The organism is Fundidesulfovibrio putealis DSM 16056, assembly GCF_000429325.1.
GTDB classification, from domain to species: domain Bacteria; phylum Desulfobacterota; class Desulfovibrionia; order Desulfovibrionales; family Desulfovibrionaceae; genus Fundidesulfovibrio; species Fundidesulfovibrio putealis.
Map to the genome: position 1 here is coordinate 20927 of NZ_AUBQ01000016.1, position 21928 is coordinate 42854.

Here is a 21928-nt window from a genome sequence, read left to right on the forward strand (position 1 = left end):
CTGAAAATGGGACAGGCCGAGCGTACAGCAAAAATAGTTGAAAAAAAAGCCTATCCCGCTGACGGCGGGCGCGCTCTCCAGGGCCGGGCCAGGGAGACAGCCGCAGCCCCCAGCGCCAGACCGGCTGCGCAGACCAGGGAAGCGTCGAACCCGGCGAGGAACGCGGCCTGATCGCTCAATCCGGCGGCAACGGCGCGGTGGTTCCAGGCCTCGTACACGGCGGTGGAAACCGCGATGCCGCTGGCCATGCCCAATGTGCGCACCAGGGCCATCACCGCACCGGCCACGCCGCTCTTGGCCCTTGGCGCGCTGCCAAGCACCGCGTTGTTGTTGGGCGAGACGAAGATGCCGAAACCGAGCCCCAGCACGGCCTGGCCCAGGGCCATGCGCAGCATGCCGGAGGAGGCGGTCAAAAGCGTCTGGGAATAAAGACCGGCTGCGGCCACGGCCATGCCCACACCTGTAAGCAGCGCGTGGCTGATCTTTTCGGAGAGATACCCGCTCACCGGAGCGGCGAAGGCCATGGTCAGGGGCATCACCGCCAGCACCAGCCCGGCGTCGCGGGAGCTTAAGCCCCCCACGTGCACCAGGAAAAAGGGCAGCATCAGCGCGTTGCCCAGAAGCGCCATGAAGCACAGGAGCGAGGCCAGGTTGCCCACGGCCAGACCCCGGATGCGAAACAGCGACAGGTCCACCACGGGATGGCGCACGCGGGACTGGCGGCGCAGGAACAACCACAGCGATACGAAAGCCGCGCCCTCGCAGGCCAGGGTTCCGGGGAATCCCCAGCCCCAGCGTCCGCCGTGGGTGATGGCCGTCAGCAGGAAAATGATGCCTACCGCGTACTGCACGGCTCCGGTCAGGTCGAAGCTGTCGGCGCTTTGTTTGCGGTCGTCGGGCAGGATGCGCTGCACCAGGAACATGCCCAGGATGCCGATTGGCACGTTGACGTAGAAGATCGACGGCCAGCCAAGCCAGCCCACCAGGAGTCCGCCAAGCGCCGGCCCGGCCAGCGAGCCAAGCGACACCACCATGCCGATCATCCCCAGGGCGCGGCCCCGCTTGGGACCGGGGAAGCTCATGACCACGATGGCCGGGCCGTTGGCCATGAGCAGCGCTCCGCCCACGGCCTGGCAGGCGCGCCCGACGATCAGCCACCACATGCCCGGCGCGGCCCCGCACAGCGCAGACGACAGCGTGAACAGGAAAAACCCCATGCGGTATTTGGCCTTGCGCCCGTTCATGTCGCCCAGGCGGCCGAAGGCGGGCAGCAGGCAGGCGATGGACAGCAGATAAATGGTGATTACCCATTGGGCGAAGGGCAGATCCGCCCCGAACTGCGCGGCAATGGTGGGAAGGGCCACGTTCACGATGCCGCCGTCGAGGGTGGCCATGAACGTGCCGGTGGCCGCCACGCCCATGCAGGCCCAGGGTCTGGCGGCGAATGGATTGTCGGGGTGTTCTTGTTTCATTTCAGTACTGTCACAGAGCGGGGGTCATACGCCTTTTGACAGGTTCAGGCAATCGGGCTAAACGCCTGATTGAAACGCTTGTTTGAGGACTTATGCTGCAACCGGATCAGGACGAAACAAAGCTCAGGCTTCTGAACGCCGCGGGCGAGGTCTTTTCCGAAAAAGGCTTCCAGGCGGGCACGATCCGGGAGATTTGCGCCAAGGCCGGGGCCAACGTGGCCTCGGTGAATTATCATTTCGGCGGCAAGAGCGGCCTGTATGACGCCCTGTTGGAGCACTGTCATCAGGAGGGCCTGCGCCGCCATCCCCCCACTGTAGGAATCCCCGAAGACCTGAGCGGCAGGCCCATGGCCGTGGAGGCCCTGGCGGCCTACGTCCGTTCCTTCCTGAAGCGGACTTTGGGGGCGGACGGCCCCGGCTGGAGCACCCGTTTGATGGCCAAGGAGATGGGCAATCCCTCTCCGGCCCTGGAGCGCATGGTGCAGTCGTCCATCCGCCCCAACTTGGAGCGGCTCATGGCCGCAGTGTGCACCCTGCTGGGGGAGGGAGCCACCGAGCAGGACGTGCGCCACTGCGCGCTGTCGGTGGTCGGGCAGTGCCAGCATTATTACCGGGCACGGGCGGCGATAGAAATTTTGTTTCCGGATGTAACCTGGGACGAGCAAGGCATCGACATACTGGCTTGCCACATCGTGCGATTCAGTCTGGCGGCGATCCGTGGCTATCGCGAGGCAGGGCTGGGCGGAACGGCAGAGCAGCAAATACGGGAAGGACAGGAAGGGCAATGATGAAGTGTCTTAATATCTGGTTTCTGGCGTGCGTGCTTCTCGCGTCGGCCCTGCTGGCGGGCTGCTCGGACGACAAGAAAAAACAGACTCAGGCCAAACGGCCCGTGCCCGTGAGCGTCGCCAAGGTCGAGTCGGGCTCCATTCCCGTACAGATAACCGCAGTTGGCAACGTGGAGCCCTACCGCAGCGTGGCGCTGCGCTCCCAGGTGGGCGGACTGATCGTGGAACAGCGCGTGCGCGACGGCCAGGAAGTCGCGGCCGGAGAGGTGCTCTTCGTGCTGGACCCGCGCCCGTTCCAGGCCGCGCTTAAGGAGGCCCAGGGCAAGCTCGAGCGCGACCAGGCCCTGCTGAAGAAGGCCGAGGACGACTTTGCCCGCTACACCGGACTCAAGCAGAAGGACGTGGTCAGCCAGCAGCAGTTCGACCAGTCCCAGACCGACGCCAAGAGCCTGCGCGCCTCCATCAAGCTCTCCGAGGCTTCAATCGAGCAGGCCAGGCTCCAGCTGGAGTACTCGGTGATGAAAGCGCCCTTCGCGGGGCGCGTGGGCGGCGTGCTTGTGAACCTGGGCAACGTCATAAAGGCCAACGACGACCGCAACCTGCTGGTGATAAACCAGATCCAGCCCGTGTACGTGAGCTTCTCCGTGCCGGAACAGTTCCTGCCGGACGTGGCCGCCCGCATGGGCAAGGCCCCGCTGGAAGTGACCGTGTCCCTGGCCGGGACCGGGGCCGTCACCGACGCGGAGGTAGAAAAGGGCGAACTTGCCTCGGTGGACAACGCCGTGGACCGCTCCACCGGCACCATCCGCCTGAAGGGCCTGTTCAAGAATACGGAAAAGCGCCTCTGGCCTGGACAGTTCGCCAAGGTGGCCCTGAACCTGGACAACCGCAACAATGTGATCACCGTGCCGGGCGCCGCAGTGCAGCAGGGCCTGCAGGGCAGCTTCGTCTATGTGGTCAACGCCCAGAACCAGGCCGAGTTCCGTATTGTGGAGACCGGGGCCAACGTGGGTGAGAGGATCATCATCGTCAAGGGCGTCTCGCCCGGAGAGACCGTGGTCACGGACGGCCACGTGAGGCTCGCGCCCAACTCCCTGGTGGAGGTGAAGGGCGGGCCGCAGGCCTCCGGGACCAAGACCGCCGACGCCAAAAGTCCCGAAGCCGCCGCCGGGGAGAAGAAGCAGTGAGCCTCTCCACAGGTTTCATCAGACGCCCGGTCATGACCACCCTGGTCATGGTGGCCATCATGATCTTCGGCGTCATGGGCTACAACGTGTTGCCCGTGTCCGACCTGCCCAACGTGGACTTCCCCACCATCCAGGTGACGGCCACCTTCCCCGGAGCCAGCGCGGAGACCATGGCCTCCTCGGTGGCCACCCCGCTTGAGAAGCAGTTCTCCACCATCGCGGGCCTGGACTCCATGAGCTCCAACTCCACCCTTGGCCTCACTAAGGTGACGCTCCAGTTCGACCTGTCGCGAAACATCGACGCCGCAGCCCAGGACGTGAACTCGGCCATCGCGCAGGCGGTCAAGAACACCCCCGCCGAGATGACCACGCCGCCCACCTACCGCAAGGTGAACCCGGCGGACCAGCCCGTGCTGTACCTGGCCATATCCTCGCCCACCATGCGCCTGTCCGACCTGAACGAGTACGCCGAGTCCATGCTGGCCCAGCGCATCTCCATGGTCAGCGGCGTGTCCCAGGTGGTGGTGTACGGCTCCCAGAAATACGCCGTGCGCATCCAGCTGGACCCGGACGCCCTGGCCTCGCGCGAGCTCGGAATCGACGAGGTGGTCACCTCGGTGCGAAACGCCAACGCCAACCTGCCCACCGGAACCGTGTCCGGCCCCACCAGGGAGTTCACGGTGCAGGCTTCGGGGCAGCTCACGCGCGCCGAGTTCTACGGGCCGATCATCGTGGCCTACAAGAACGGCTCGCCCATTCGCCTGAACGAACTGGGCCGCGCCTTCGACTCGGTGGAGAACGACCGCCGCCGCAACTTCTACAACGGCCAGCCCGGCTTCGTGCTGGCCATCATGCGCCAGCCCGGCACCAACACCGTGGCCGTGGTGGACGCGGTGAAGGCCCTGCTGCCCGGCTTCAAGGTCCAGCTGCCCGAAGCCGTGAACATGGAGATCATGATCGACCGCTCGGTCTCCATCAAGGAGTCCGTGGAGGACGTCAAATTCACGCTGCTGCTCACCGTGGGGCTGGTCATCCTGGTCATCTTCCTGTTTTTGCGAAACGTCTCGGCCACGATCATCCCCTCGCTGGCCCTGCCGTTGTCGCTCCTGGGGACGTTCGCGCTCATGCAGCAGTTCGGGTTCAGTCTGAATAACATCTCGCTTATGGCGCTGACCCTCTCGGTGGGCTTCGTGGTGGACGACGCCATCGTCATGCTGGAAAACATCGTCCGGCACATGGAAATGGGCAAGCCGCCGCTCAAGGCGGCGCAGGAGGGTGCGGCCGAGGTCAGCTTCACCATCCTGTCCATGACCATCTCGCTCACGGCGGTGTTTCTGCCGGTGTTGTTCATGGGCGGCGTGGTGGGCAGGCTGTTTCGGGAGTTCGCGGTCACCATCTGCGTGGCCATCCTGTTCTCCGGGTTCGTGTCTTTGTCGCTGACCCCCATGCTGTGCTCCCTGTGGCTCAAGCGTCACGACCAGGAAAAGCACGGCAGGCTCTACACGATCATCGAGAACGGTTTCACCGCGATGCTTCACGCCTATGAGCGTTCGCTGCGCTGGGTCATCTCGCACCGCCGCATCACCATGCTCTTCTCACTGTCGCTGCTGGGCGTGACGGGATGGCTGTTCTCGGCCATCCCCAAGGGCTTCCTGCCGAGCGAGGACATCGGCCAGATCGCCGTGGTCACCGAGGCCGAGCAGGGCATCAGCTTCGACTCCATGGTGGAAAAGCAGAAGCGCCTCATGGAGATCATCGGCAAGGACGAAAACGTGGAAGGCTTCATGTCGGTGGTGGGCGCGGGCGGCCCCGTGGCCTCGCTCAACTCCGGGCGCATGTTCGTGAAGTTGAAGCCCCGGCACGAGCGCCCGCTTTCGGCGGACCAGCTCATCCAGAAGCTTCGCCCGCAACTGGCGCAGGTGACCGGCATCATGGCCTTTTTGCAGAACCCTCCGGCAATCCGCCTGGGCGGCAACTTCTCCAAGGGCCTGTACCAGTACACGCTCCAGAACCCCGACACCCAGGACCTGTTCAAGTATTCTGCGGAGCTTGAGGAAAAACTCAAGGAAATCCCGATACTTCAGGATGTGAACTCCGACCTGCAACTGAAGAACCCCCAGGTGCGCCTGGAGATCGACCGCGACAAGACTTCGGCCCTGGGCATCACCGTTCGCCAGATCGAGGACGCCCTGTACACGGCCTACGGCTCGCGCCAGATATCCACGATCTACGCGCCCAACAGCGACTATCAGGTCATCATGGAGCTCTTGCCGCGCTTCCAGGGCGATCCGTCGCTCATGTCGCGGCTGTATGTGCGCTCCCCTGTAACCACGAAGCTCGTGCCGCTGGACGTGCTGGTGAAACGCTCCATCGGCGTGGGGCCGCTCTCGGTGAACCACTCCGGCCAGCTGCCCTCCGTGACCATCTCCTTCAACCTGCGCCCCGGCACGTCCCTGTCGCAGGCGGTGGAAGCGGTGGAGGACGTTTCGCGCACGGTGCTCCCGGCCAGCTTCTCCACCAAGTTCGAGGGCACGGCCCAGGCGTTCCAGTCCTCGTTCGCGGGCCTGTCCGTGCTGGTGCTGTTGTCCATCGTGGTCATCTACATCGTGCTGGGCATCCTGTACGAGTCCTTCATCCACCCGCTGACCATCCTCTCAGGCCTGCCGTCGGCTGGCGTGGGAGCGCTGGCAACGCTCATGCTCTTCAAGCAGGACCTGGACATCTACGGGTTCGTGGGCATCATCATGCTGATCGGCATCGTGAAGAAGAACGCCATCATGATGATCGACTTCGCCCTGGAGGCCCAGCGAGACCAGAACATCAGTCCGGCGGAGGCCATCTTCCAGGGATGCATGGTGCGCTTTCGGCCCATCATGATGACCAGCATGGCCGCGCTCATGGGCACGCTGCCCATCGCCATGGGGCTTGGCGCGGGCGGCGAGGCCCGCAGGCCGCTTGGCCTGGCCGTGGTGGGCGGTCTCATGGTGTCGCAGCTTTTGACGCTGTACTTCACCCCGGTCTATTACACCTACCTGGACCGCTTCCAGACCTGGCTCGGCAAGCGCTTCAAGAGCAAGAACGGCGAGGAGGCCCCGGCGGGCGCGAGCCAAGCCCAGCCCCATGCGCCTCATTGACCTGACGGTGCCCGTGGCCGACGGCATGGCCGGGTATCCCGGCGATCCGCCGGTGAGCGTCCGGCAGATCCACGACCTGCCGGTTGAGGGCTGGCGTCTGAGCGAGATACGTCTTGGGAGCCACGCGGGAACGCACGTGAACGCGCCCTGGCACATGGCCGAGGACGGGGCGCGTCTGGAAGAACTGGCGCTTACGCATTTCGTGGGACGGGCACTCGTGCGTCAGCCGGTGACGCGCATGCCGGGAGGACAGAAGGGCGTCACACGTGACGCTTCGCCGGACTCCGGCTGCGGGACAATCCCGGCAGGCGTTGGCCTGATCTACGCCGACGCGCCCCTGGACGGGGACGAGCTCCCCCTGGTGCTGGCGGCGCGTCCGCCGTTCGTGGCGCAGGCCGTGGAGCTCCCCATGGACGAGGCTGTCGAGCGCGAACTGTGCCGGGCGGGGATCGTGAGCTTCGAGAATCTGGCCAACACGTCCAAACTGCCCCGCGACCAAATCTTCCTGTTCATAGGGCTTCCGCTGGCTCTATGCGGCGACGGCGCACCAGTGCGAGCTGTCGCCATGCTCGACTTTGCCTGATCTTGACCCAATCAACCTGGACACGCAGAGCCCATAAGGGTTTCCAAAGGGGCTCGCCCCTTTGGCCGCCGGAGGCTGTCTTCCGCGACACCCTGACCCATGCCAGTCACAGACGTTCGTCGCAAGAAACCCCCGTCGCGGAGGCTTTATCCGCAACGGGGGTACAATTATCTACACCGTCACTGTATCTGACGTAAGGGGAACTCCAGTACTACTTGGGGAGCGCCTTCCAATCCTCAATGACTTTCTTGCAGGCAGGAGTGGCTTTTTCAAGGTTTTCCGGCTTGGCAACGCAACCTCTCCTGCCGCCGCCGCCGGTTTTGACGTCAGCGCAAGGTCCGCCGGGTGCAATCATCGCAGCGCATTCCTTTTCGAATTGAGCTCTGTTGGCTAAATCTGCAGCTTCATCGGCAGCGAATGCAGTGGCACTGAACAGCATCAACGAAATCAAAAGCGACAAGATTTTCATTTCTTACCTCATGATCGTTTCTTGGAGTTCATAGAGAGCCAAGTCTAACGTGTGCGATTCACCCGTTACCTGCCACAGCCGATTTTTGCGCATTGCGCTCCTGGTTTACGGTTTCTGGACCAAACGAATCCGTTCTTGCATCATCCTCTCAGTGGCAAGGATGATCTGCGGACCCATTTCTGATAAAGCGCATTTTTTTTACTATGTCCAGTAAATAAACAACTGTCTGCAGGACAAAGCACAGAACCATGGAAATACATGCGAAGAAACACGGTCCGTGTTCCGCAGTGCATCCATGTCGTGCTGAAATTCAAGAGGCAGCTTGTGGGTATTTCAAAAGAGGGCGCTACACCCCCGACTCCTCGGCGTGCAGGCAGTCCAGGAACCCTTCCAGGCTCCCGACCAAACGTTCCAGGCTTTCGATCACCAGGTATTCACCCTCGGAGTGCTGCGTGCCCGCGCCTTCCGCGCCCCAGACGATGCCGGGGATGGCGTGCTCGGACAGGAACCGGGCGTCGCTGGCTCCATGGGCGCGGGTCAGCTCGGCCTTGGGGGCGAATGTGCGCAGGCGGTCCAGCAGGGGGGACTGCCCGCCGTTGAAGATGGAGTCGCGACGAATAAGCGTGACTTCGCCAGCCACGGCGGCCTTGATGGATTCCAGCAGGGCATCGGGGTCGTCGTGCTCGGTGTAGCGGATGTCCAGGGAGGCCTCGGCACTGGCCGGGACCATGTTCACCACGGTGCCGCCGCTTATCATGCCGATGTTCAGGGTGCGATGCCAGTGCTCGGGGGCGTCCACGTCGAAGAGGGGTCTCAGCGCCGCCAGATCGGCCATGAGGGCCTCGATGGCGTTGACGCCCATCCAGGGGCGCGCGCCGTGGGCTGCCTTGCCGCGCGCGGTCAGCTTCAGGCGCAGGACGCCCTTTTCCAGCACCACCATGCTCTCGGGGTTGCCGCCGTCCAGGGCGATGCAGAAGTCCGCCGAGACCTGCTTCAATGCCTGTTGCGCGCCGCGCCGTCCGCCGACCTCCTCGTCGCCGCTCAGGAGTATGCCCAGAGTGCCTGTGGAGCTGGGTTCGCCGCGCTCCCGCAGGCGCTTGAGCAGCACCATGGATGTGGCCACGGCGTACTTGTCGTCGTTGGCTCCGCGACCAAAGAGCTTGCCGTCCTTCACTTCGGGGGTGAACAGGTGCTCCGGCGCGTCCACCACGTCGAAGTGGGCCATGAACAGCACGCGGCAATGTCCGGAATCGGGCAGGGCCAGGATGCTGTCCACGCCGTCCACTGTGACGCGCTGGCTTTCGATGCCGTGGCGCTTCAGCCAGGCGACGATGAAATCGGCGCAGGCCGTGCGCTCGGCCTGGTTGGAGGCGGTGGAACGGAAGCGGATAAGTTCGCCTGTAAGCTCGATGATTTCATGAAGTGTGGCGTTCATGAGGGCAATGTGTACCCGCCGCGGTTGGCGCGCAAGCGAAAAATGCTTGTGCGCCGGGGGGTTGCCTGTCGGGGGAGTGTGCATTATTTAGGCTCTTCCCCAACCGTAAAAGGAGGATACTCCTGACATGGATCCCCGCGAGGCAGTCATGCGGCTGCACATTCACAAGGTTCTCTATCAGCGCACCCTCGAATCCCAGGACGGCCGCCAGGAGGCCATCCGCGAACTGCTCGGAGCCGTGCGGCCCGACATGTCCAGCCAGGCTGCCGCCTGCGTGGCCGAAACCGTGCCCCCGCTGCTGCCCGAGTTGCACCGCAAATGGATCGGCATGTTCGTGGACCGTCTGTTCGAAACAGCCGAGGCGTCGCAGGTGGAAGTGCTGTGCGACGGATCAGAGGAGAACAACGCGGCCCTGGCCCTGGCCTACGTGATGTTCCTGGAGTCCGAGCGCATGGAGAAGGTTATCGCAGAGGACCTGCAAAGCGTGGAAGCCATGGGCGGCCAGGGAATGGCCGAAGTGGCCGCGTCGCTGTGCGCCCGGCTGTCGCGCGTGGAGGAGGCCATCCTGGAGGCGCGCGAGGCCAAGGCCCGGGAATACAAGGCTTCCGGCAAGGCAAGGCCTGGTTCGGACAAGACCCACTGATCGCCACGCCGGGGAACTTGACCCGGCCTGAGGGCTAGGGTATCTGTACTTCATCGGAACACGCCCGGGGCCGTGAGGCCTCGGGCAACCCTTTTTTATTTCATATCGCGTCCCCAGGGGCCTCCCCTTGGGGCAAGTTTGAGGAATCGAAAATGCAACGTGTCCCCATCACCATGGAAGGTTTCAGACGTCTCGAAAAGGAACTTGGCGACCTCAAGAACGAGCGTCCTGCCGTCATCGAGGCCATCAAAGTCGCCCGGGAAGAAGGCGACCTGCGCGAAAACGCGGGTTACGAGGCCGCCCGTGACCGCCAAGGGATGCTGGAAGCGCGTATCCGTTACATTGAGGGCCGTCTGGCCACCAGCCAGGTCATCGATCTGAGCACACTGAGCGGCGACAAGGTCATCTTCGGCGCCACCGTGGAAATCGAGGACTCCAACAGCGGCGAGGTGAAAACCTGGACGCTGCTCGGCCCCGACGAGTCCGAGCCCAGCAAGGGCAGCATCTCCATCCTCTCTCCCGTGGGGCAGGCGCTGCTCGGCAAGGGGGAAGGCGACGAGATCACCGTGGACGCCCCGCGCGGCCGCATCAGCTACGAGATCGTGTCCATCCGCTTCCTGGGCACGCAGTCCTAATATACTCCCGAGCATACAGGCTCACCCCTTCAAGCCCCGGCCACCCGCCGGGGCTTTTTCTTTCCCGTCGCCGGACTGGCGCAGTCATGTTGCACTCAGGGCACGCGCGCGCGGTATTTGGCAAGTCGCGCCGTTACGCCAAGGGAGCCTGTGCCATGTCCATCGAAGCCATCGATTCCATCCTTGACCATATCCTGGAGGGTTGCCCGGAAACGCCGTCCTGCCAGTGCGGCAACGCCCGGTCCCATACGCCCAAGACATTGGACGAAGTGGTGGACCATCTGGTGTCCGGCACGCCCGCAAGCCCCCTCCGCCCCGTTCTGCCCGAGTCTGTCAGGGCGTGCGCGTCCAGCTCCCAACCCCTTTCCTGAGATCCGCAACCGGATTCCCTGAAAGCTCCTCCGGCTATACCCGGACATTCCCCAGCCTCCCCGGCACTTGCCACTTCCCGCCCCATCCTATAGGGATTCGGGGTTTGCCCGGACATCCGGGCACGTGGGTTGAGCAGACAGCAGGCACACCAAATGAGGAGGCACTCATGAAACGCATCTGGATTCTGGCTCTGGCGATGGTTCTGTGCGGGTTCACCGGATTGGCCCAGGCCGCCGACGGCTCCTGGGACGCGGTCAAGAAGGAAGGCAAGCTGGTCATCGGCCTGGACGATTCCTTCCCCCCCATGGGCTTCAAGCAGGACGACGGCAAGCTGGTCGGCTTCGACATCGACGCCGCCGAAGAGCTCGGCAAGCGCCTGGGCATCAAGATCGTGTGGCAGCCCACCGCCTGGGACGGCGTGATCCTGTCGCTCGACTCCAAGAAGTTCGACTGCATCTGGAACGGCATGACCATCACCAAGGAGCGCGCCGAGAAGGTGCTCTTCACCAATCCCTACATCATGGACGGCCAGATCGCCGTTGTGAAGGTCGACAGCAAGGCCAAGGGCTTTGACGACCTGGCCGGCAAGGTCGTGGGCGTCCAGAAGGGTTCCTCCGCCGTGGAAGCCGTGAAGAAGCTCCCCAAGGCCCCCGCCGAGGTCAAGGAATACGACGCCAACCCCAAGGCCTTCCTGGACCTGGATTCCGGCCGCCTGGCCGCCGTGGTGATCGACAACGTCTCCGGCCGCTACTTCGTCGCCACCAACCCCGGCAAGTACAAAGTCCTGCCCGGCTTCATCACCAAGGAGCCCTTCGGCATCGCCTTCCGCAAGGCCGACGCCGACCTGAAGAACATGGTCCAGAAGACCATCGACCAGATGGTCGCCGACGGCACCATGGGCAAGATCAGCAAGAAGTGGTTCGGTGAGGACATCACCAACCCCAAGAAGTGGTAAGAGTTAAGACCAAGAGAAGAGCAGGGGGAAACTTTTTGAAAAAAGTTTCCCCCTGCACCCCCTTCAAAAACTTTCCATAGGCTTCGCGTCGTGAACGGCAAATCATACAGTTTAAGGCATCTGAGAGTCGCTCTGAAAAGAGGGCTTATCGTCCTGTGCGCCCTATGCGCTCTGTCCGCGCTGCTGGGGGCTCTTCCCGCCCAGGCGCAGGACTCCGAAACGCTGATGCGCCAGGGGCGCGACGCCATGGCCGAAGGCCGTCTCCAGGACGCCGAGGCCATCTTCCTGCAAGTCCCCGCGCCCATCGCCGACGCCGAGGACGAAGGGCTCTACGCCAGCGCCCGCATGCAGGTGGCGCGGCTTCGCATCGCCTCCAAGGATTTCAACGGCGCGGTCGCCGCCGCGCGCGAGGTGCTGGCCCACTATTCCGAGCACGCCGAAGCCAAGAACCTCATCATCTCCATCGAGCGCGAGCGCATGCCCGCCTGGGAGCGCTTCCTCCAGGACTGCTGGCGTTTTCTGCCCTCGCTGCTGGTGGGTGCGGGAATGACGCTGCTGCTGGTGTTCTGCACCATCATCATCTCCCCGGTGGGGGGCCTGCTCATTGCGCTTGGGCGCATAAGCTCCTTTAAATTTCTGCGTGCCCCGTGCTGGATGGTCATCTGGCTGTTTCGCGGCACGCCGCTCCTGCTCCAGCTCTTTTTCATCTACTACGGCCTGCCGTCCATGGGCATCACGCTAAAGCCACTGTCCGCCGCACTCATCGGCCTTGGCGTGAACTACTCGGCCTATCTGGCCGAGATCATCCGCGCAGGCATCGAGTCCATCCCGCGCGGGCAGATGGAGGCGGCCAAGGCCCTGGGCATGACCTACGGCCAGGCCATGCGCCGGGTCATCGTTCCCCAGACCTACAAGCGTCTGGTTCCGCCCATCGCCAACGAGTTCATAGCGCTCATCAAGGACACGGCCCTGGTCTCCACCATCGCCATGGTGGAACTGATGCGCGCCGCCGACCAGATGTTCAACACCTACTTCAACGTGACCGCCATCATCCTGGCGGGCATCATCTACCTGTTCTTTACCACCGTGTTCACCTTCATCTTCGAGCGCATCGAGGCGCGCGTGGGCATTTATGAGCAACGCTGACACGCATCCCCTCATCGAGTGTCTGAACCTGCGCAAACGCTTCGGCGAGCACGACGCCCTGGACGACGTGTCCATGACCGTGTCGCGCGGCGAGAAAGTGGTCATCATCGGCCCCTCGGGTTCGGGCAAGTCCACCCTGCTTCGGGCCATGAATTTCCTGGAGACCATCGACGCGGGCGAGATCCGCTTCGAGGGCAGGAGCGCGGGATACAGGCAGGTGGGCGGCAAGCTCGTGCTGGACACGCAGCAGAACCTGTGCGCGCTGCGCACCCAGATCGGCATGGTGTTCCAGCAGTTCAACCTGTTCCCGCACATGACCACCCTGGGCAACGTGATGGAAGGTCCCGTCACCGTGCTTGGCCGCCCCAGGAACGAGGCGCGCGACCTGGCCATGGAGGTGCTCGGCAAGGTGGGCATGGCCGACAAGGCCGACCGCTTCCCGGCCACGCTCTCGGGCGGGCAGAAACAGCGCGTGGCCATCGCGCGGGCCTTGGCCATGCAGCCCAAGCTGATGCTTTTTGACGAGCCGACCTCGGCGCTGGACCCGGAACTGGTGGGGGAAGTGTTCGAGGCCATCAAGAAGCTGGCCTTCGAGGGAATGACCATGGTCATCGTCACGCACAACATGGGCTTTGCCCGCGAAGTGGCCGACACCGTGGCTTTCATGGAGGCCGGGCGCATCCTGCTGGCCGACCCGCCAGCGAAATTCTTCGGCTCCGACTGCGAGATGCCGCGCATCCGCTCCTTCATGGATAAGATCATGTAGCGGCGGCGGGCTCCGGCGGATACGTCTGGACGGGCAGTTTGCCCGACAACGCAAGCTCCGCGCCACGGGCCATGGTCTCCATCTCTTCCAGCCCGGCCACCACGACCACCGGCCCCAGATAGGCGGTCAGGCGCGTCAGCTCGTGCGTCAGGCGTGTGCTGCGGGCCATCCCGCCTGTGAAAACCACCGCCTCCACCCGGCCTTCCAGGGCAGGGGCCATCGAAGCCACTGCCTTGGCGATAGCGTATACCATGGCCTCGAACACCTGCCGGACCTTTTCGTCGCCCGCGTCCATGCGCGCTTCCACCCGGCGCAGGTCGCTCTCGCCCAGGTGCGCCGCGAGCCCGGCCCGGCGCGTCAGCACCTCGCGCAACTGCGCGGGAGTGTACACCCCGTCCTCGATCAGCTTCAGCACCGGCAGAAGCGGCAGCGAGCCCGAGCGCTCGGGGCTCATGGGGCCTTCGCCGTCCAGGGCGTTGGTCACGTCCACCACGCGCCCCTTCAGGTGCGCGCCCACGGAAATTCCCCCGCCCAGGTGGGCCACGATGAAGCGGCCCCGCTCGTAGTCGAGCCCAAGCCTGCGCGCTGCCTCGCGTGCGGCCCCGCGCTGGCCCAGCGCGTGGAAGATGCTGCGGCGCGGCGCTTCGGGCAGGCCGGTCAGGCGTGCGGCGTCCATCAGCTCGTCCGTGGCCACCGGGTCCACGATGAGCGCCGGGCATTCGAAAAGCTCCGCGAACTCGCGCGCCATGAAGGCCCCCAGGTTGCTGGCGTGATCCCCGTGCGCGGCCACGCTCAGTTCGTCCAGCATGGCCTGGCTCACGGCGTAGACCCCGCCGGGGATGGGAGCCAGAAAGCCCCCGCGCCCGACCACGGCGTCCAGCCTGCCGAGCGCGGTCGGATCGCCCAGTTCGGCCTTCAGGCGCTCCACCCGGTGTTCCAGCTGGTCGATCACGCGTGCAAAGCGCCCCAGTTCGCTCCTGTCGTGGGCCAGTTCCACCTCAAGCAGGCATTTCCCGCCTTCGAAAAGAACAGCCTTGGTGGAGGTGGAGCCCGGATTTATGGTCAGGATTCGGTGCGTCATGCGGGTTGTCATCTCATATCCCCGAAATTTTTCAATAAGATGAATCAGATTATTTGCCGTTGCTGGCGGAGTCCTGACGATATAGTGTCATTCCAAGCTTTTCTGTCACATTGCGACACGCGGGAGAATGCATGAGCGAATCACGTAATCTCCCTGCGGGCGGCCTGTACGGACTCGCGGGAAGACTGAACCGGACGTTGGAAGTGGTCTGCGGCCTGTGCATGGCCGCCATGGTGGTCATCGTCTGGCTGGGGATTTTCTCCCGCTACACCGTGGACCTCGGTCTCACCTGGACGGAAGAGCTCTCGCGCTACGTGATGATCTGGGGCGCGCTGCTGGCGGTGCCCATCGGCGCCTACCGGCGCGAGCACATCGGGCTGGATCTCGTGTTCCGGCACTTCTCCCCCTCCATGCAACGCACGGTCCGCTTCGTCCTGGACCTCATTGGCGTCGCCTTCTTCCTGTTCCTCACCTGGTTCGGCATCGGCATGACCGTCAAGGGCGCGAGCCAGTTCGCCACCATCTTCCACATGAGCATGGCCGTGCCGTTCGCGGCGGTGCCGGTCTCCAGCATCCTGACCGCCTTCATGATCCTGGCCTCCATGGGACACGCCAAGCACGAAGCCGAGGAATGCTCCCTGGCTGGAGGGACCCTCAATGATTAGCGTCGCCATCGCCTTCATCGTGCTCATGTTCATCGGCCTGCCCATCGGCTACGTGCTGGGCGTCACCGGCATTCTGGGGCTCTTGCAGATCGGCGGCGTGAACTTCATGGCCATGGCCCCCAAGCGCTACTTCGAGGGCCTGGACCTGTTCACCTTCATGGCCATGCCCTTCTTCATCCTGGCGGGCGAGATCATGAACAAGTCCGGCATCACCCTGCGGCTGGTGGCCTTCACCGACGCCCTGGTAGGGCACATGCGCGGCGGCCTGGCCCACTCCAACATCGTGGCCTCCACCATCTTCGCGGGCATGACCGGGGCTGCCGTGTCCGACGCCGCCGCGCTTGGCAACACCCTGGTCCCGGCCATGGTCAGCCAGGGCTACACCCGGCCCTTCGCCTGCGCGGTGACGGTGGCCGGGTCCATCATCGGCCCCACCATCCCGCCCTCGAACCTCATGGTCATCTACGGCTCGCTCATGGGCGTGTCCATCGCCGGGCTGTTCGCGGCGGGCATCGTGCCCGGCCTCATGATCTGCGTGGCCTGCATGGCGGTCATCGCGTCGCTGGCGCGGAAACTCTGCCTGCCCAAGAGCCGCTCGCACTTCAGCCTGTGGGACATCTTCGTGTCCTTCAAGGCGTCCATCATCCCGCTGCTCATGCCGGTTATCATCCTGGGCGGCATCCTCACCGGCATAGTCACCCCTACCGAAGCGGCGGCCATCGCCGTGATGTACGCCATCATCGTGGGCATGTTCGTGTTCCGCACCGTCACCCTGGGCGACGTGCTGGAGATGTGCATCCGCACGGCGCGGGTCACGGGCATCGTGTTCCTGATCATCGCGGCGGCGTCCATCCTCTCCTGGTGGATGACATTCGAACAGATCCCCCAGGCCATCGCAGCCTTCTTCTTCTCCATCTCCCGCGACCCCGTGATCATCAAGGCCCTGATCCTGGTCCTGCTGCTGTTTATCGGCATGATCCTGGACATCAACGCCGCGCTCATCATCCTGGCCCCGGTGCTGGGCACGCTGACCGCCTCCATCGGCATGGACCCGGTGCACGCGGGCATCATGATCGTCCTGTCCTTGAACATCGGTCTCATGACGCCGCCGGTTGGAGCTTGTCTGTTCGTTTTGTGCTCCATCACCGGGGAGAAGCTCGAAAACATCGCCAAATCGCTCTGGCCGTTCATCATCGTGGAGGTGACGGTTCTCTTCATCATCACCTTCTGGACGGACCTGGCGATGCTCGGACCACGGCTGCTGTTAAACTAGAACGAAACTTCAACCGCAAGAAGGATGGCAGGCATGCGTAAACTCGTCTCGCTCTTATTGACCGCCGCCCTGGCCGTGATGTTCGTGCTGCCCGGAGCTGCCCTGGCCCAGAAAGTGATCAAGCTGCACCACCTGAACAAGGACGACCCCTTCGACAACTCCACCGGAGCCATGGCCCAGGTGTTCAAGTCCCTGGTGGAGGCGGGCACCAACGGCAAGGTGAAGGTGCAGACCTTCCCCAACTCGCAGCTGGGCAAGGACAACGAGGTGCTCCAGCAGGTGAAGGACAACGTCATCCAGTCCGGCATCTTCTCCGTGGGCGGCTTCGCGGCCATGTATCCGCCCATCGGCGTGCTGGACATCCCCTTCGCCTTCCCCAACATCTCCGCCACCTACGCCGTGCTGGACGGCCCCTTCGGCCAGAAGCTCTCCGCCGACATCACCAAGAAGACCGGCTTCAAGGTGCTGGGCTTTGGCGACTCCGGCGGCTTCTTCGCCTTCTCCAACTCCAAGAAGCCCATCAAGACCCCCGACGACCTGAAGGGCCTGAAGATCCGCACCATGGGCCTGGAAACTCACAAACGCATGGTTTCCGCCCTGGGCGGCCAGCCCGTGGCCATCGCCTGGGCCGAAGTCTACACCGCACTCCAGACCGGCGTGGCCGACGGGCAGATGAACCCCATCCCCATCATCGCCTTCGCCAAGTTCGACGAGGTGCAGAAGTATCTGACCCTCTCCGAGCACATCTTCGCCCCCTACGTGTGGGTCATGAACCCCGAGTTCTACAAGTCCCTGACCCCGCAGGAGATGGACGTGGTCAACTACGCGGCCAAGTCCGCCATCGTGGCCGGACGCGGTCTGGCCCGCGTGATTGAAGCCTCGGATCGCGGCTTGCCCGCCCTGGCCAAGAAGATGGAAGTCTACGCCCTGACCGCCGAGGAGAAGGCCAAGTTCCGCGAAGTGGCCGTGCCTGCCGTGAAGGCCTACATCAAGGAAGCCCTCGGACCCGAAGGCGAACAGCTGATGAACGACTTCCTGACCGCCATCGCCGAGTCCGAGAAGGCTGGCAAGTAGGGGAGAGGAGAGGCGCGGGGCTCCGCCCCGGACCCCGGCGGGCTCCGCCCTGTACCCGCCAGGGGAGAAGCCTCCCCTGGACCCGGCTTTCCGCTTCGCGTCGTGTGCAGGCTGGGCAGGGGGAGCGCGGGGGATACCGCCGGGAACGCCCAAAGCGGCTTATCCCGGCGGCCAGCCATCGCCGAAGACGGCGATTTCCAAGAATATAAGGCCTGGAGCGCGGTTCGCGCTTCAGGCCTTTATTGTTAGAAGTGACGATATGTTACGCGAAGCTAACTGAGGGTCCAGGGGGATCATCCCCCTGGCGGGAGAGTGCAGAGAGGGCGGAGCCCTCTTTGCCCGCCGGAGGCCTTCTCCTCCTTACATTCCCGCCATCACGCCGCGCAGCGCCTGGACGAACGCCAGCACGTCCTGCTCGGTGGTGTCGAACGAGCACATCCAGCGCACTTCGGGCGCGTCGGCCTGCGAGGCGTTCCACACGTAGAAGAAATAGCGCTCCTGAAGCGCGGCCACGGCCTTGGCCGGGATGCGCGCGAACACGGCGTTGGTGTCCACGGGGCGGGTGAGCGTGACGCCTGGGACGGCAGCGGCCTCGCGCGCCAGCAGCCGGGCCATGGCGTTGGCGTTTTGGGCGTTGGAAAGCCACAGCGAGTCGGCGAGGAGGGCGGAAAACTGCGCGGAGATGAAGCGCATCTTGGAGGCCAGTTGCATGGCCTGCTTGCGCTGGTAGCGGAATTCGCTGGCCAGTTCGGGCCGGAAGAAGACCACGGCCTCCCCGAACATCATGCCGTTCTTGGTGCCGCCGCAGCTCAGCACGTCCACGCCGCAGTCGCGGCTGACGGCGGCCAGGCTCAGGTTCAGCGCGGCGGCGGCGTTGCCGATGCGCGCGCCGTCCATGTGCAGGAACATGCCGTGCTGATGGGCGAAATCGGCCAGGGCCAATATTTCCTGGGGGAGGTAGACGGTGCCCAGTTCCGTGGACTGAGTGATGGAAATGACGCGCGGCTGGTTGTGGTGCTCGTTGCCCAGGTCGTTCAGGAAGGGGCGCACGTCGTCCGGCGTGAGCTTGCCGTCCGTGCCGGGGCAGGTGAGCAGCTTGCAGCCCAGCATGCGCTCAGGCGCGCCGCACTCGTCCACGTTGATGTGGGCGGTTCTGGCGCAGATGACCGCGTGGTGCGAGCGGGTGAGGGCGTTCAGGGAAAGGACGTTGGCGGCGGTTCCCAGGAACACGAAGAAGGTCTGGGCGTCCGGGCCGAATTCGGTGCGGAAGGAGTCCTGTGCGGCCTCGGTCCAGGGGTCCGCGCCGTAGCCCACGGCGTGGCCGGTGTTGGCCTTGGCGATGGCGGCGAGGACGGCGGGATGGACGCCGGAATTGTTGTCGCTGGCGAAGCTGTGCATGGTGATCCCCTCGGCATGTCTGGCGATCAGGCTGCCTAATCGAGACCGGGGCCGGGCGCAAGATGCGTGTGGCTGGAGGCGGCGGAAATCGGGTGCGAGGGGAGGCTAGCGCGGGGCGATTGAGAGGATGGCGTCGAAATCCTGGTGCATGTCCATGTTCTGGGAATCTTCCTCGATCTGCTCGATGTGTTGCGCCATGAGGTTCACCAGGTGCCTGTCCAGCTTGCCTTGTTCGGCTTCGTCCTCCAGCACCAGCAGGGCCTTGGCCCTGGGCAGGGCGGGCTTGTAGTGCCGCTCCATGGTGACGGCGTCGTAGATGTCCACGATCATGAGGATGCGGGTTATGAGCGAGATCTCGTCGCCCTTGAGTCCGGAAGGGTAGCCTGAGCCATCCAGGCGCTCGTGGTGCTGGAAGATGGCGTCCAGGAGGTTCTGCATGTTGCGGGGGAAGGGGATGTGCTGGAGGATGCGGAAGCTTTCGGTGGGGTGGCGTTCTATCTCGCGTCGTTCCTCAGGCAGGAGGTTCCCCCGTGCCACCATGAGGGCCATGGCTTCCTCGTCGGTGAGCACCGGCATCAGCTGTCCGTAGACGCTGATCTCCTGCTGCCCTATCTCCATCACCAGGGCGGCGTCGTCGCGGCTTATGGTGTCGGAGCGATTGATGCGGCGCAGGCGTTCGAAGTTGTTCTTCCAGGGCGCCCCGATCACCTCGGAGTGCAGGGCCATGCGCATGCCGATGACCTGCATGTGGGAGTCTGGCAGGCGCGACGCCTTGGTGAGCACCTGTTCGCGCACGCCGATCTTGCCCACGTCGTGCAGCAGGCCCGCGTAAAAGATTTCCGCCAGCCCATTGCCGTCGAAGGCGACGTCCTTGAAGCGGGAGTCGTCCTGATGGACCACCTTGCCCAGGGCCACGGCCAGCCGGGCCACGCGGTGGGAGTGCCCGGCGGTGAAGGGGTCGCGTGCGTCGATGGCGGTGGCCAGCGCCTGGAGCAGGGCCTTCATCAGGGTCTGGATGCTCTCGAAGTGCACGGCGTTGCCCATGGCGGTTCCGGCCACGGAGGCCAGCGTGGTGACGTACTGCAGGTGGGAGGCTTCCACCGGGATGTCGCGCGCGCTGGCCAGGATGAGCGCCCCCACGCGCGAGTCGGCGGCCACGATGGGCATGGCCAGGAGCGACTTCAGGCCGGGGACCTCGTCATGCCAGCGGGAATCTGCGGAGAGGTCGCTTATGATCTCGCCTTTGCCGCTGCGCATGATGTCGGCGAAGAACGGCCCGGAGAGGATGCGTTCCAGCTGGTGCGCGCCTGCGGGGCCGAAGGATGCGATGGGCGAGGGGTCCTCGTTGTCGTTGTCGCGCAGGAAGAGCATGCCCATTTCCATGGGAAGCGCGCCGGACTGGCATTCGGCAAGCAGGGCGCGACCGACCTCGCGCAGGCGCAGCGATGTGTTCAGGCCCACGGTGGCCCGGTGCAGCAGGGAGAGCTCCCGGTATTTCTGCAGGGTGTCCGTGGCCAGGGCGCGCCGGGCTTCGTCCTGCTTGAGGAGCATCTCCAGGCTCTGGGCCAGGAAGTCCGCCACCAGCTGGACGTTCTGGACCGCGAAATGGCCGCCCGTGGCCTGGGTCGGAGCCACGACCACATGTCCGGCGGGCTGGCCGGTTGTGGAGAAGGACGAGCTGAAGCGCAAAGCTCCGGGCTGATCCAGATGGTCGTCCTCGATGCCCAGGCCCGCGAGAAGTCTGCCGCCCTGGACGATGCCCACGCCCCAACCTGGGTCGAGGAGCGCCTTGGCCTTGGCGAACAGGGGCGAAAGATCGTTGTTTCTGAGAAATCTGCGTAAAACCATGGGACGCGACTTCGGGCGCGTTGTCAGCGGGGGATGCCCAGCAGGGTTCGGGCGGTAGCGAGAACCTCGTCGGGGTCGAAGGGCTTGGTCATGTAGTGGCGGGCTCCCAGTTCCAGGCCCTGGCGCCTGTCGACTTCCTGGCCTTTGGCCGTCAGCAGCACGATCTGGAGCGAGCCCGAGAGCGTGGGATCGTCCTTGATGCGGCGGCAGACCTCGTATCCGTTCAATTTGGGCATCATGATGTCCAGGAAGACCACGTCGGGTTTTTCCCGCTTGATGAGCGAGAGCCCCTCTTCGCCGTTGGAGGCGGAAAGGATGGTCACGCCGTGCTCTTCTTCCAGATCCTCAAGCGTCTGCTCGAGGAGCATGCGGATATGTATTTCGTCGTCAACGATGAGAATCTTGCCGGGCATCAGAGCTCCAGAGCATGCAGGTGCGTCGCGATCGGGCACTCATACGCCAATTGTTTCGGGAGGTGAAGTGCAACGATGCCAGGATGCGGAGGGACGGTGGAGAAGGGCGGCGGACTGGCCGCCGCCCTGGAGTGCATAAACTATTGGGAGCAGGAGCCGGAGGAGCAGGAGCCGGAAGAGCATCCGCCGCCGCCGAGTTCCAGGCTCGAATTGACCTGGAAGCCCATGTAGGACAGGTCCACGGTGATGGGCTGGGCCTTGGTCATGAGTTCCTTATCCACCACGAAGGAGTAGCCGTCCGCATCGAAAACATCATCGGTATCTTTTGGCTCGTCCAGAGCCAATGCCAGCCGGGGGCCAGCTCAGCCGCCGGAAGAGAGGTACACGCGGATGGGGGATTTCTCCTTGTCCGCGAAGTACGAATCCAGCTGCTTCTTTGCAGCTTCGGTCAGGGTAAACATTGGAGCCTCCTGAGATGATAAAAGTCAATCTGATAGGTAAGCTCAGAGGTCGTCTTTGTCAAATGCGAGATTTATCTATAGTTGAAAGAGGCAGTGGTAATAACGGCTGAAGGCGAGTTGCTTTGGAAGT

21 protein-coding genes are annotated in these 21928 nt (G+C 64.0%); 13 read left to right on the forward strand and 8 right to left on the reverse strand.

The window, feature by feature from the left end; all coding sequences use genetic code 11:
• Positions 1-50: 50 nt before the first annotated feature.
• Positions 51-1472: an MFS transporter gene (locus tag G453_RS0113640; RefSeq protein ID WP_027191509.1), complete on the reverse strand. Its 1422-nt coding sequence runs from the start codon at positions 1470-1472 to the stop codon at positions 51-53.
• A gap of 92 nt (positions 1473-1564) precedes the next feature.
• On the opposite strand from G453_RS0113640, the gene G453_RS24085 reads away from it, so the two are divergent.
• Genes G453_RS24085 through G453_RS0113660 form a run of 4 tightly spaced genes read left to right on the forward strand, consistent with a single transcriptional unit; the run spans position 1565 to position 7164 of the window.
• Complete coding sequence (locus G453_RS24085; RefSeq protein ID WP_051272417.1) at positions 1565-2260, forward strand: CerR family C-terminal domain-containing protein; 696 nt, start codon at positions 1565-1567, stop codon at positions 2258-2260.
• Entirely contained in the window at positions 2260-3447 is a 1188-nt protein-coding gene (locus G453_RS24090; protein ID WP_169725340.1) for an efflux RND transporter periplasmic adaptor subunit, read from the forward strand. The genes G453_RS24085 and G453_RS24090 overlap by 1 nt, the downstream gene beginning before the upstream one ends.
• A complete protein-coding gene (locus G453_RS0113655; RefSeq protein ID WP_027191510.1) occupies positions 3444-6581 on the forward strand; it encodes an efflux RND transporter permease subunit in 3138 nt (1045 codons plus the stop codon). The genes G453_RS24090 and G453_RS0113655 overlap by 4 nt, the downstream gene beginning before the upstream one ends.
• Complete coding sequence (locus tag G453_RS0113660; RefSeq protein ID WP_027191511.1) at positions 6568-7164, forward strand: cyclase family protein; 597 nt, start codon at positions 6568-6570, stop codon at positions 7162-7164. Before G453_RS0113655 ends, G453_RS0113660 begins: the two co-directional genes overlap by 14 nt.
• A gap of 211 nt (positions 7165-7375) precedes the next feature.
• On the opposite strand, the gene G453_RS0113665 is transcribed toward G453_RS0113660, so the two are convergent.
• Entirely contained in the window at positions 7376-7633 is a 258-nt protein-coding gene (locus G453_RS0113665; protein WP_027191512.1) for a hypothetical protein, read from the reverse strand.
• 346 nt (positions 7634-7979) lie between these two features.
• Positions 7980-9068 (reverse strand): M20 family metallopeptidase, encoded by a 1089-nt coding sequence (locus G453_RS0113675; protein ID WP_043645830.1) that lies wholly within the window; start codon positions 9066-9068, stop codon positions 7980-7982.
• Between the two features lie 127 nt (positions 9069-9195).
• Between G453_RS0113675 and G453_RS0113680 the strand changes: the two genes are divergently transcribed.
• From G453_RS0113680 to G453_RS0113705, 6 genes are all read left to right on the forward strand, one after another.
• Positions 9196-9711 (forward strand): hypothetical protein, encoded by a 516-nt coding sequence (locus G453_RS0113680; protein WP_051272419.1) that lies wholly within the window; start codon positions 9196-9198, stop codon positions 9709-9711.
• A gap of 152 nt (positions 9712-9863) precedes the next feature.
• On the forward strand, positions 9864-10346 hold the full coding sequence (greA, locus tag G453_RS0113685; RefSeq protein WP_027191515.1) for a transcription elongation factor GreA: 483 nt from the start codon (positions 9864-9866) through the stop codon (positions 10344-10346).
• Between the two features lie 155 nt (positions 10347-10501).
• Positions 10502-10717 carry a hypothetical protein gene (locus tag G453_RS0113690; protein ID WP_027191516.1) on the forward strand — a complete coding sequence of 72 codons (216 nt, stop codon included), beginning with the start codon at positions 10502-10504 and terminating at the stop codon, positions 10715-10717.
• 167 nt (positions 10718-10884) lie between these two features.
• Complete coding sequence (locus G453_RS0113695) at positions 10885-11673, forward strand: amino acid ABC transporter substrate-binding protein (protein ID WP_027191517.1); 789 nt, start codon at positions 10885-10887, stop codon at positions 11671-11673.
• 90 nt (positions 11674-11763) lie between these two features.
• Entirely contained in the window at positions 11764-12819 is a 1056-nt protein-coding gene (locus G453_RS27310; RefSeq protein WP_084502347.1) for an amino acid ABC transporter permease, read from the forward strand.
• Positions 12806-13585, forward strand: a complete 780-nt coding sequence (locus G453_RS0113705; RefSeq protein ID WP_027191519.1) for an amino acid ABC transporter ATP-binding protein — start codon at positions 12806-12808, stop codon at positions 13583-13585. Before G453_RS27310 ends, G453_RS0113705 begins: the two co-directional genes overlap by 14 nt.
• Here G453_RS0113705 and buk read toward each other — a convergent pair.
• On the reverse strand, positions 13578-14666 hold the full coding sequence (buk, locus tag G453_RS24095) for a butyrate kinase (RefSeq protein ID WP_051272420.1): 1089 nt from the start codon (positions 14664-14666) through the stop codon (positions 13578-13580). The genes G453_RS0113705 and buk overlap by 8 nt on opposite strands.
• Before the next feature lie 131 nt (positions 14667-14797).
• Here buk and G453_RS24100 point away from each other — a divergent pair, with 131 nt between their 5' ends.
• From G453_RS24100 to G453_RS0113725, 3 genes are read left to right on the forward strand one after another with little or no spacing between them, the layout of a single operon-like run.
• Positions 14798-15331: a TRAP transporter small permease gene (locus G453_RS24100; RefSeq protein WP_084502348.1), complete on the forward strand. Its 534-nt coding sequence runs from the start codon at positions 14798-14800 to the stop codon at positions 15329-15331.
• The gene (locus tag G453_RS0113720; protein WP_205620071.1) at positions 15324-16604 is read left to right on the forward strand and encodes a TRAP transporter large permease; all 1281 of its coding nucleotides are present in this window, start codon (positions 15324-15326) and stop codon (positions 16602-16604) included. The genes G453_RS24100 and G453_RS0113720 overlap by 8 nt, the downstream gene beginning before the upstream one ends.
• 33 nt (positions 16605-16637) lie before the next feature.
• Positions 16638-17678, forward strand: coding sequence for a TRAP transporter substrate-binding protein (locus tag G453_RS0113725; RefSeq protein ID WP_043645834.1), 1041 nt, complete (start codon positions 16638-16640; stop codon positions 17676-17678).
• Between the two features lie 360 nt (positions 17679-18038).
• Here the strand turns inward: G453_RS0113725 and G453_RS0113730 are convergent, their stop codons facing one another.
• The 4 genes from G453_RS0113730 to G453_RS28825 form a co-directional block, all read right to left on the reverse strand.
• Positions 18039-19076, reverse strand: coding sequence for a threonine aldolase family protein (locus G453_RS0113730; protein ID WP_027191522.1), 1038 nt, complete (start codon positions 19074-19076; stop codon positions 18039-18041).
• Between the two features lie 105 nt (positions 19077-19181).
• Complete coding sequence (locus G453_RS24105; RefSeq protein WP_043645835.1) at positions 19182-20924, reverse strand: HD-GYP domain-containing protein; 1743 nt, start codon at positions 20922-20924, stop codon at positions 19182-19184.
• Positions 20925-20947: 23 nt separating this feature from the next.
• On the reverse strand, positions 20948-21337 hold the full coding sequence (locus G453_RS0113740; protein ID WP_027191523.1) for a response regulator transcription factor: 390 nt from the start codon (positions 21335-21337) through the stop codon (positions 20948-20950).
• 140 nt (positions 21338-21477) lie between these two features.
• Positions 21478-21798, reverse strand: coding sequence for an IscA/HesB family protein (locus G453_RS28825; RefSeq protein WP_235731766.1), 321 nt, complete (start codon positions 21796-21798; stop codon positions 21478-21480).
• Positions 21799-21928: the final 130 nt, after the last annotated feature.

Bases quoted from the DNA above. Each gene is read 5' to 3' on its own strand.
- G453_RS24085 (WP_051272417.1), top strand. From the start codon at position 1,565: ATGCTGCAACCGGATCAGGACGAAACAAAGCTCAGGCTTCTGAACGCC.
- greA (WP_027191515.1), top strand. From the start codon at position 9,864: ATGCAACGTGTCCCCATCACCATGGAAGGTTTCAGACGTCTCGAAAAG.
- G453_RS24105 (WP_043645835.1), bottom strand. From the start codon at position 20,924: ATGGTTTTACGCAGATTTCTCAGAAACAACGATCTTTCGCCCCTGTTC.
- G453_RS0113705 (WP_027191519.1), top strand. From the start codon at position 12,806: ATGAGCAACGCTGACACGCATCCCCTCATCGAGTGTCTGAACCTGCGC.
- G453_RS0113695 (WP_027191517.1), top strand. From the start codon at position 10,885: ATGAAACGCATCTGGATTCTGGCTCTGGCGATGGTTCTGTGCGGGTTC.
- G453_RS0113690 (WP_027191516.1), top strand. From the start codon at position 10,502: ATGTCCATCGAAGCCATCGATTCCATCCTTGACCATATCCTGGAGGGT.
- G453_RS24100 (WP_084502348.1), top strand. From the start codon at position 14,798: ATGAGCGAATCACGTAATCTCCCTGCGGGCGGCCTGTACGGACTCGCG.
- G453_RS0113680 (WP_051272419.1), top strand. From the start codon at position 9,196: ATGGATCCCCGCGAGGCAGTCATGCGGCTGCACATTCACAAGGTTCTC.
- buk (WP_051272420.1), bottom strand. From the start codon at position 14,666: ATGACGCACCGAATCCTGACCATAAATCCGGGCTCCACCTCCACCAAG.
- G453_RS0113730 (WP_027191522.1), bottom strand. From the start codon at position 19,076: ATGCACAGCTTCGCCAGCGACAACAATTCCGGCGTCCATCCCGCCGTC.
- G453_RS0113675 (WP_043645830.1), bottom strand. From the start codon at position 9,068: ATGAACGCCACACTTCATGAAATCATCGAGCTTACAGGCGAACTTATC.
- G453_RS0113720 (WP_205620071.1), top strand. From the start codon at position 15,324: ATGATTAGCGTCGCCATCGCCTTCATCGTGCTCATGTTCATCGGCCTG.
- G453_RS0113740 (WP_027191523.1), bottom strand. From the start codon at position 21,337: ATGCCCGGCAAGATTCTCATCGTTGACGACGAAATACATATCCGCATG.
- G453_RS24090 (WP_169725340.1), top strand. From the start codon at position 2,260: ATGAAGTGTCTTAATATCTGGTTTCTGGCGTGCGTGCTTCTCGCGTCG.
- G453_RS0113665 (WP_027191512.1), bottom strand. From the start codon at position 7,633: ATGAAAATCTTGTCGCTTTTGATTTCGTTGATGCTGTTCAGTGCCACT.
- G453_RS0113660 (WP_027191511.1), top strand. From the start codon at position 6,568: ATGCGCCTCATTGACCTGACGGTGCCCGTGGCCGACGGCATGGCCGGG.
- G453_RS0113640 (WP_027191509.1), bottom strand. From the start codon at position 1,472: ATGAAACAAGAACACCCCGACAATCCATTCGCCGCCAGACCCTGGGCC.
- G453_RS0113725 (WP_043645834.1), top strand. From the start codon at position 16,638: ATGCGTAAACTCGTCTCGCTCTTATTGACCGCCGCCCTGGCCGTGATG.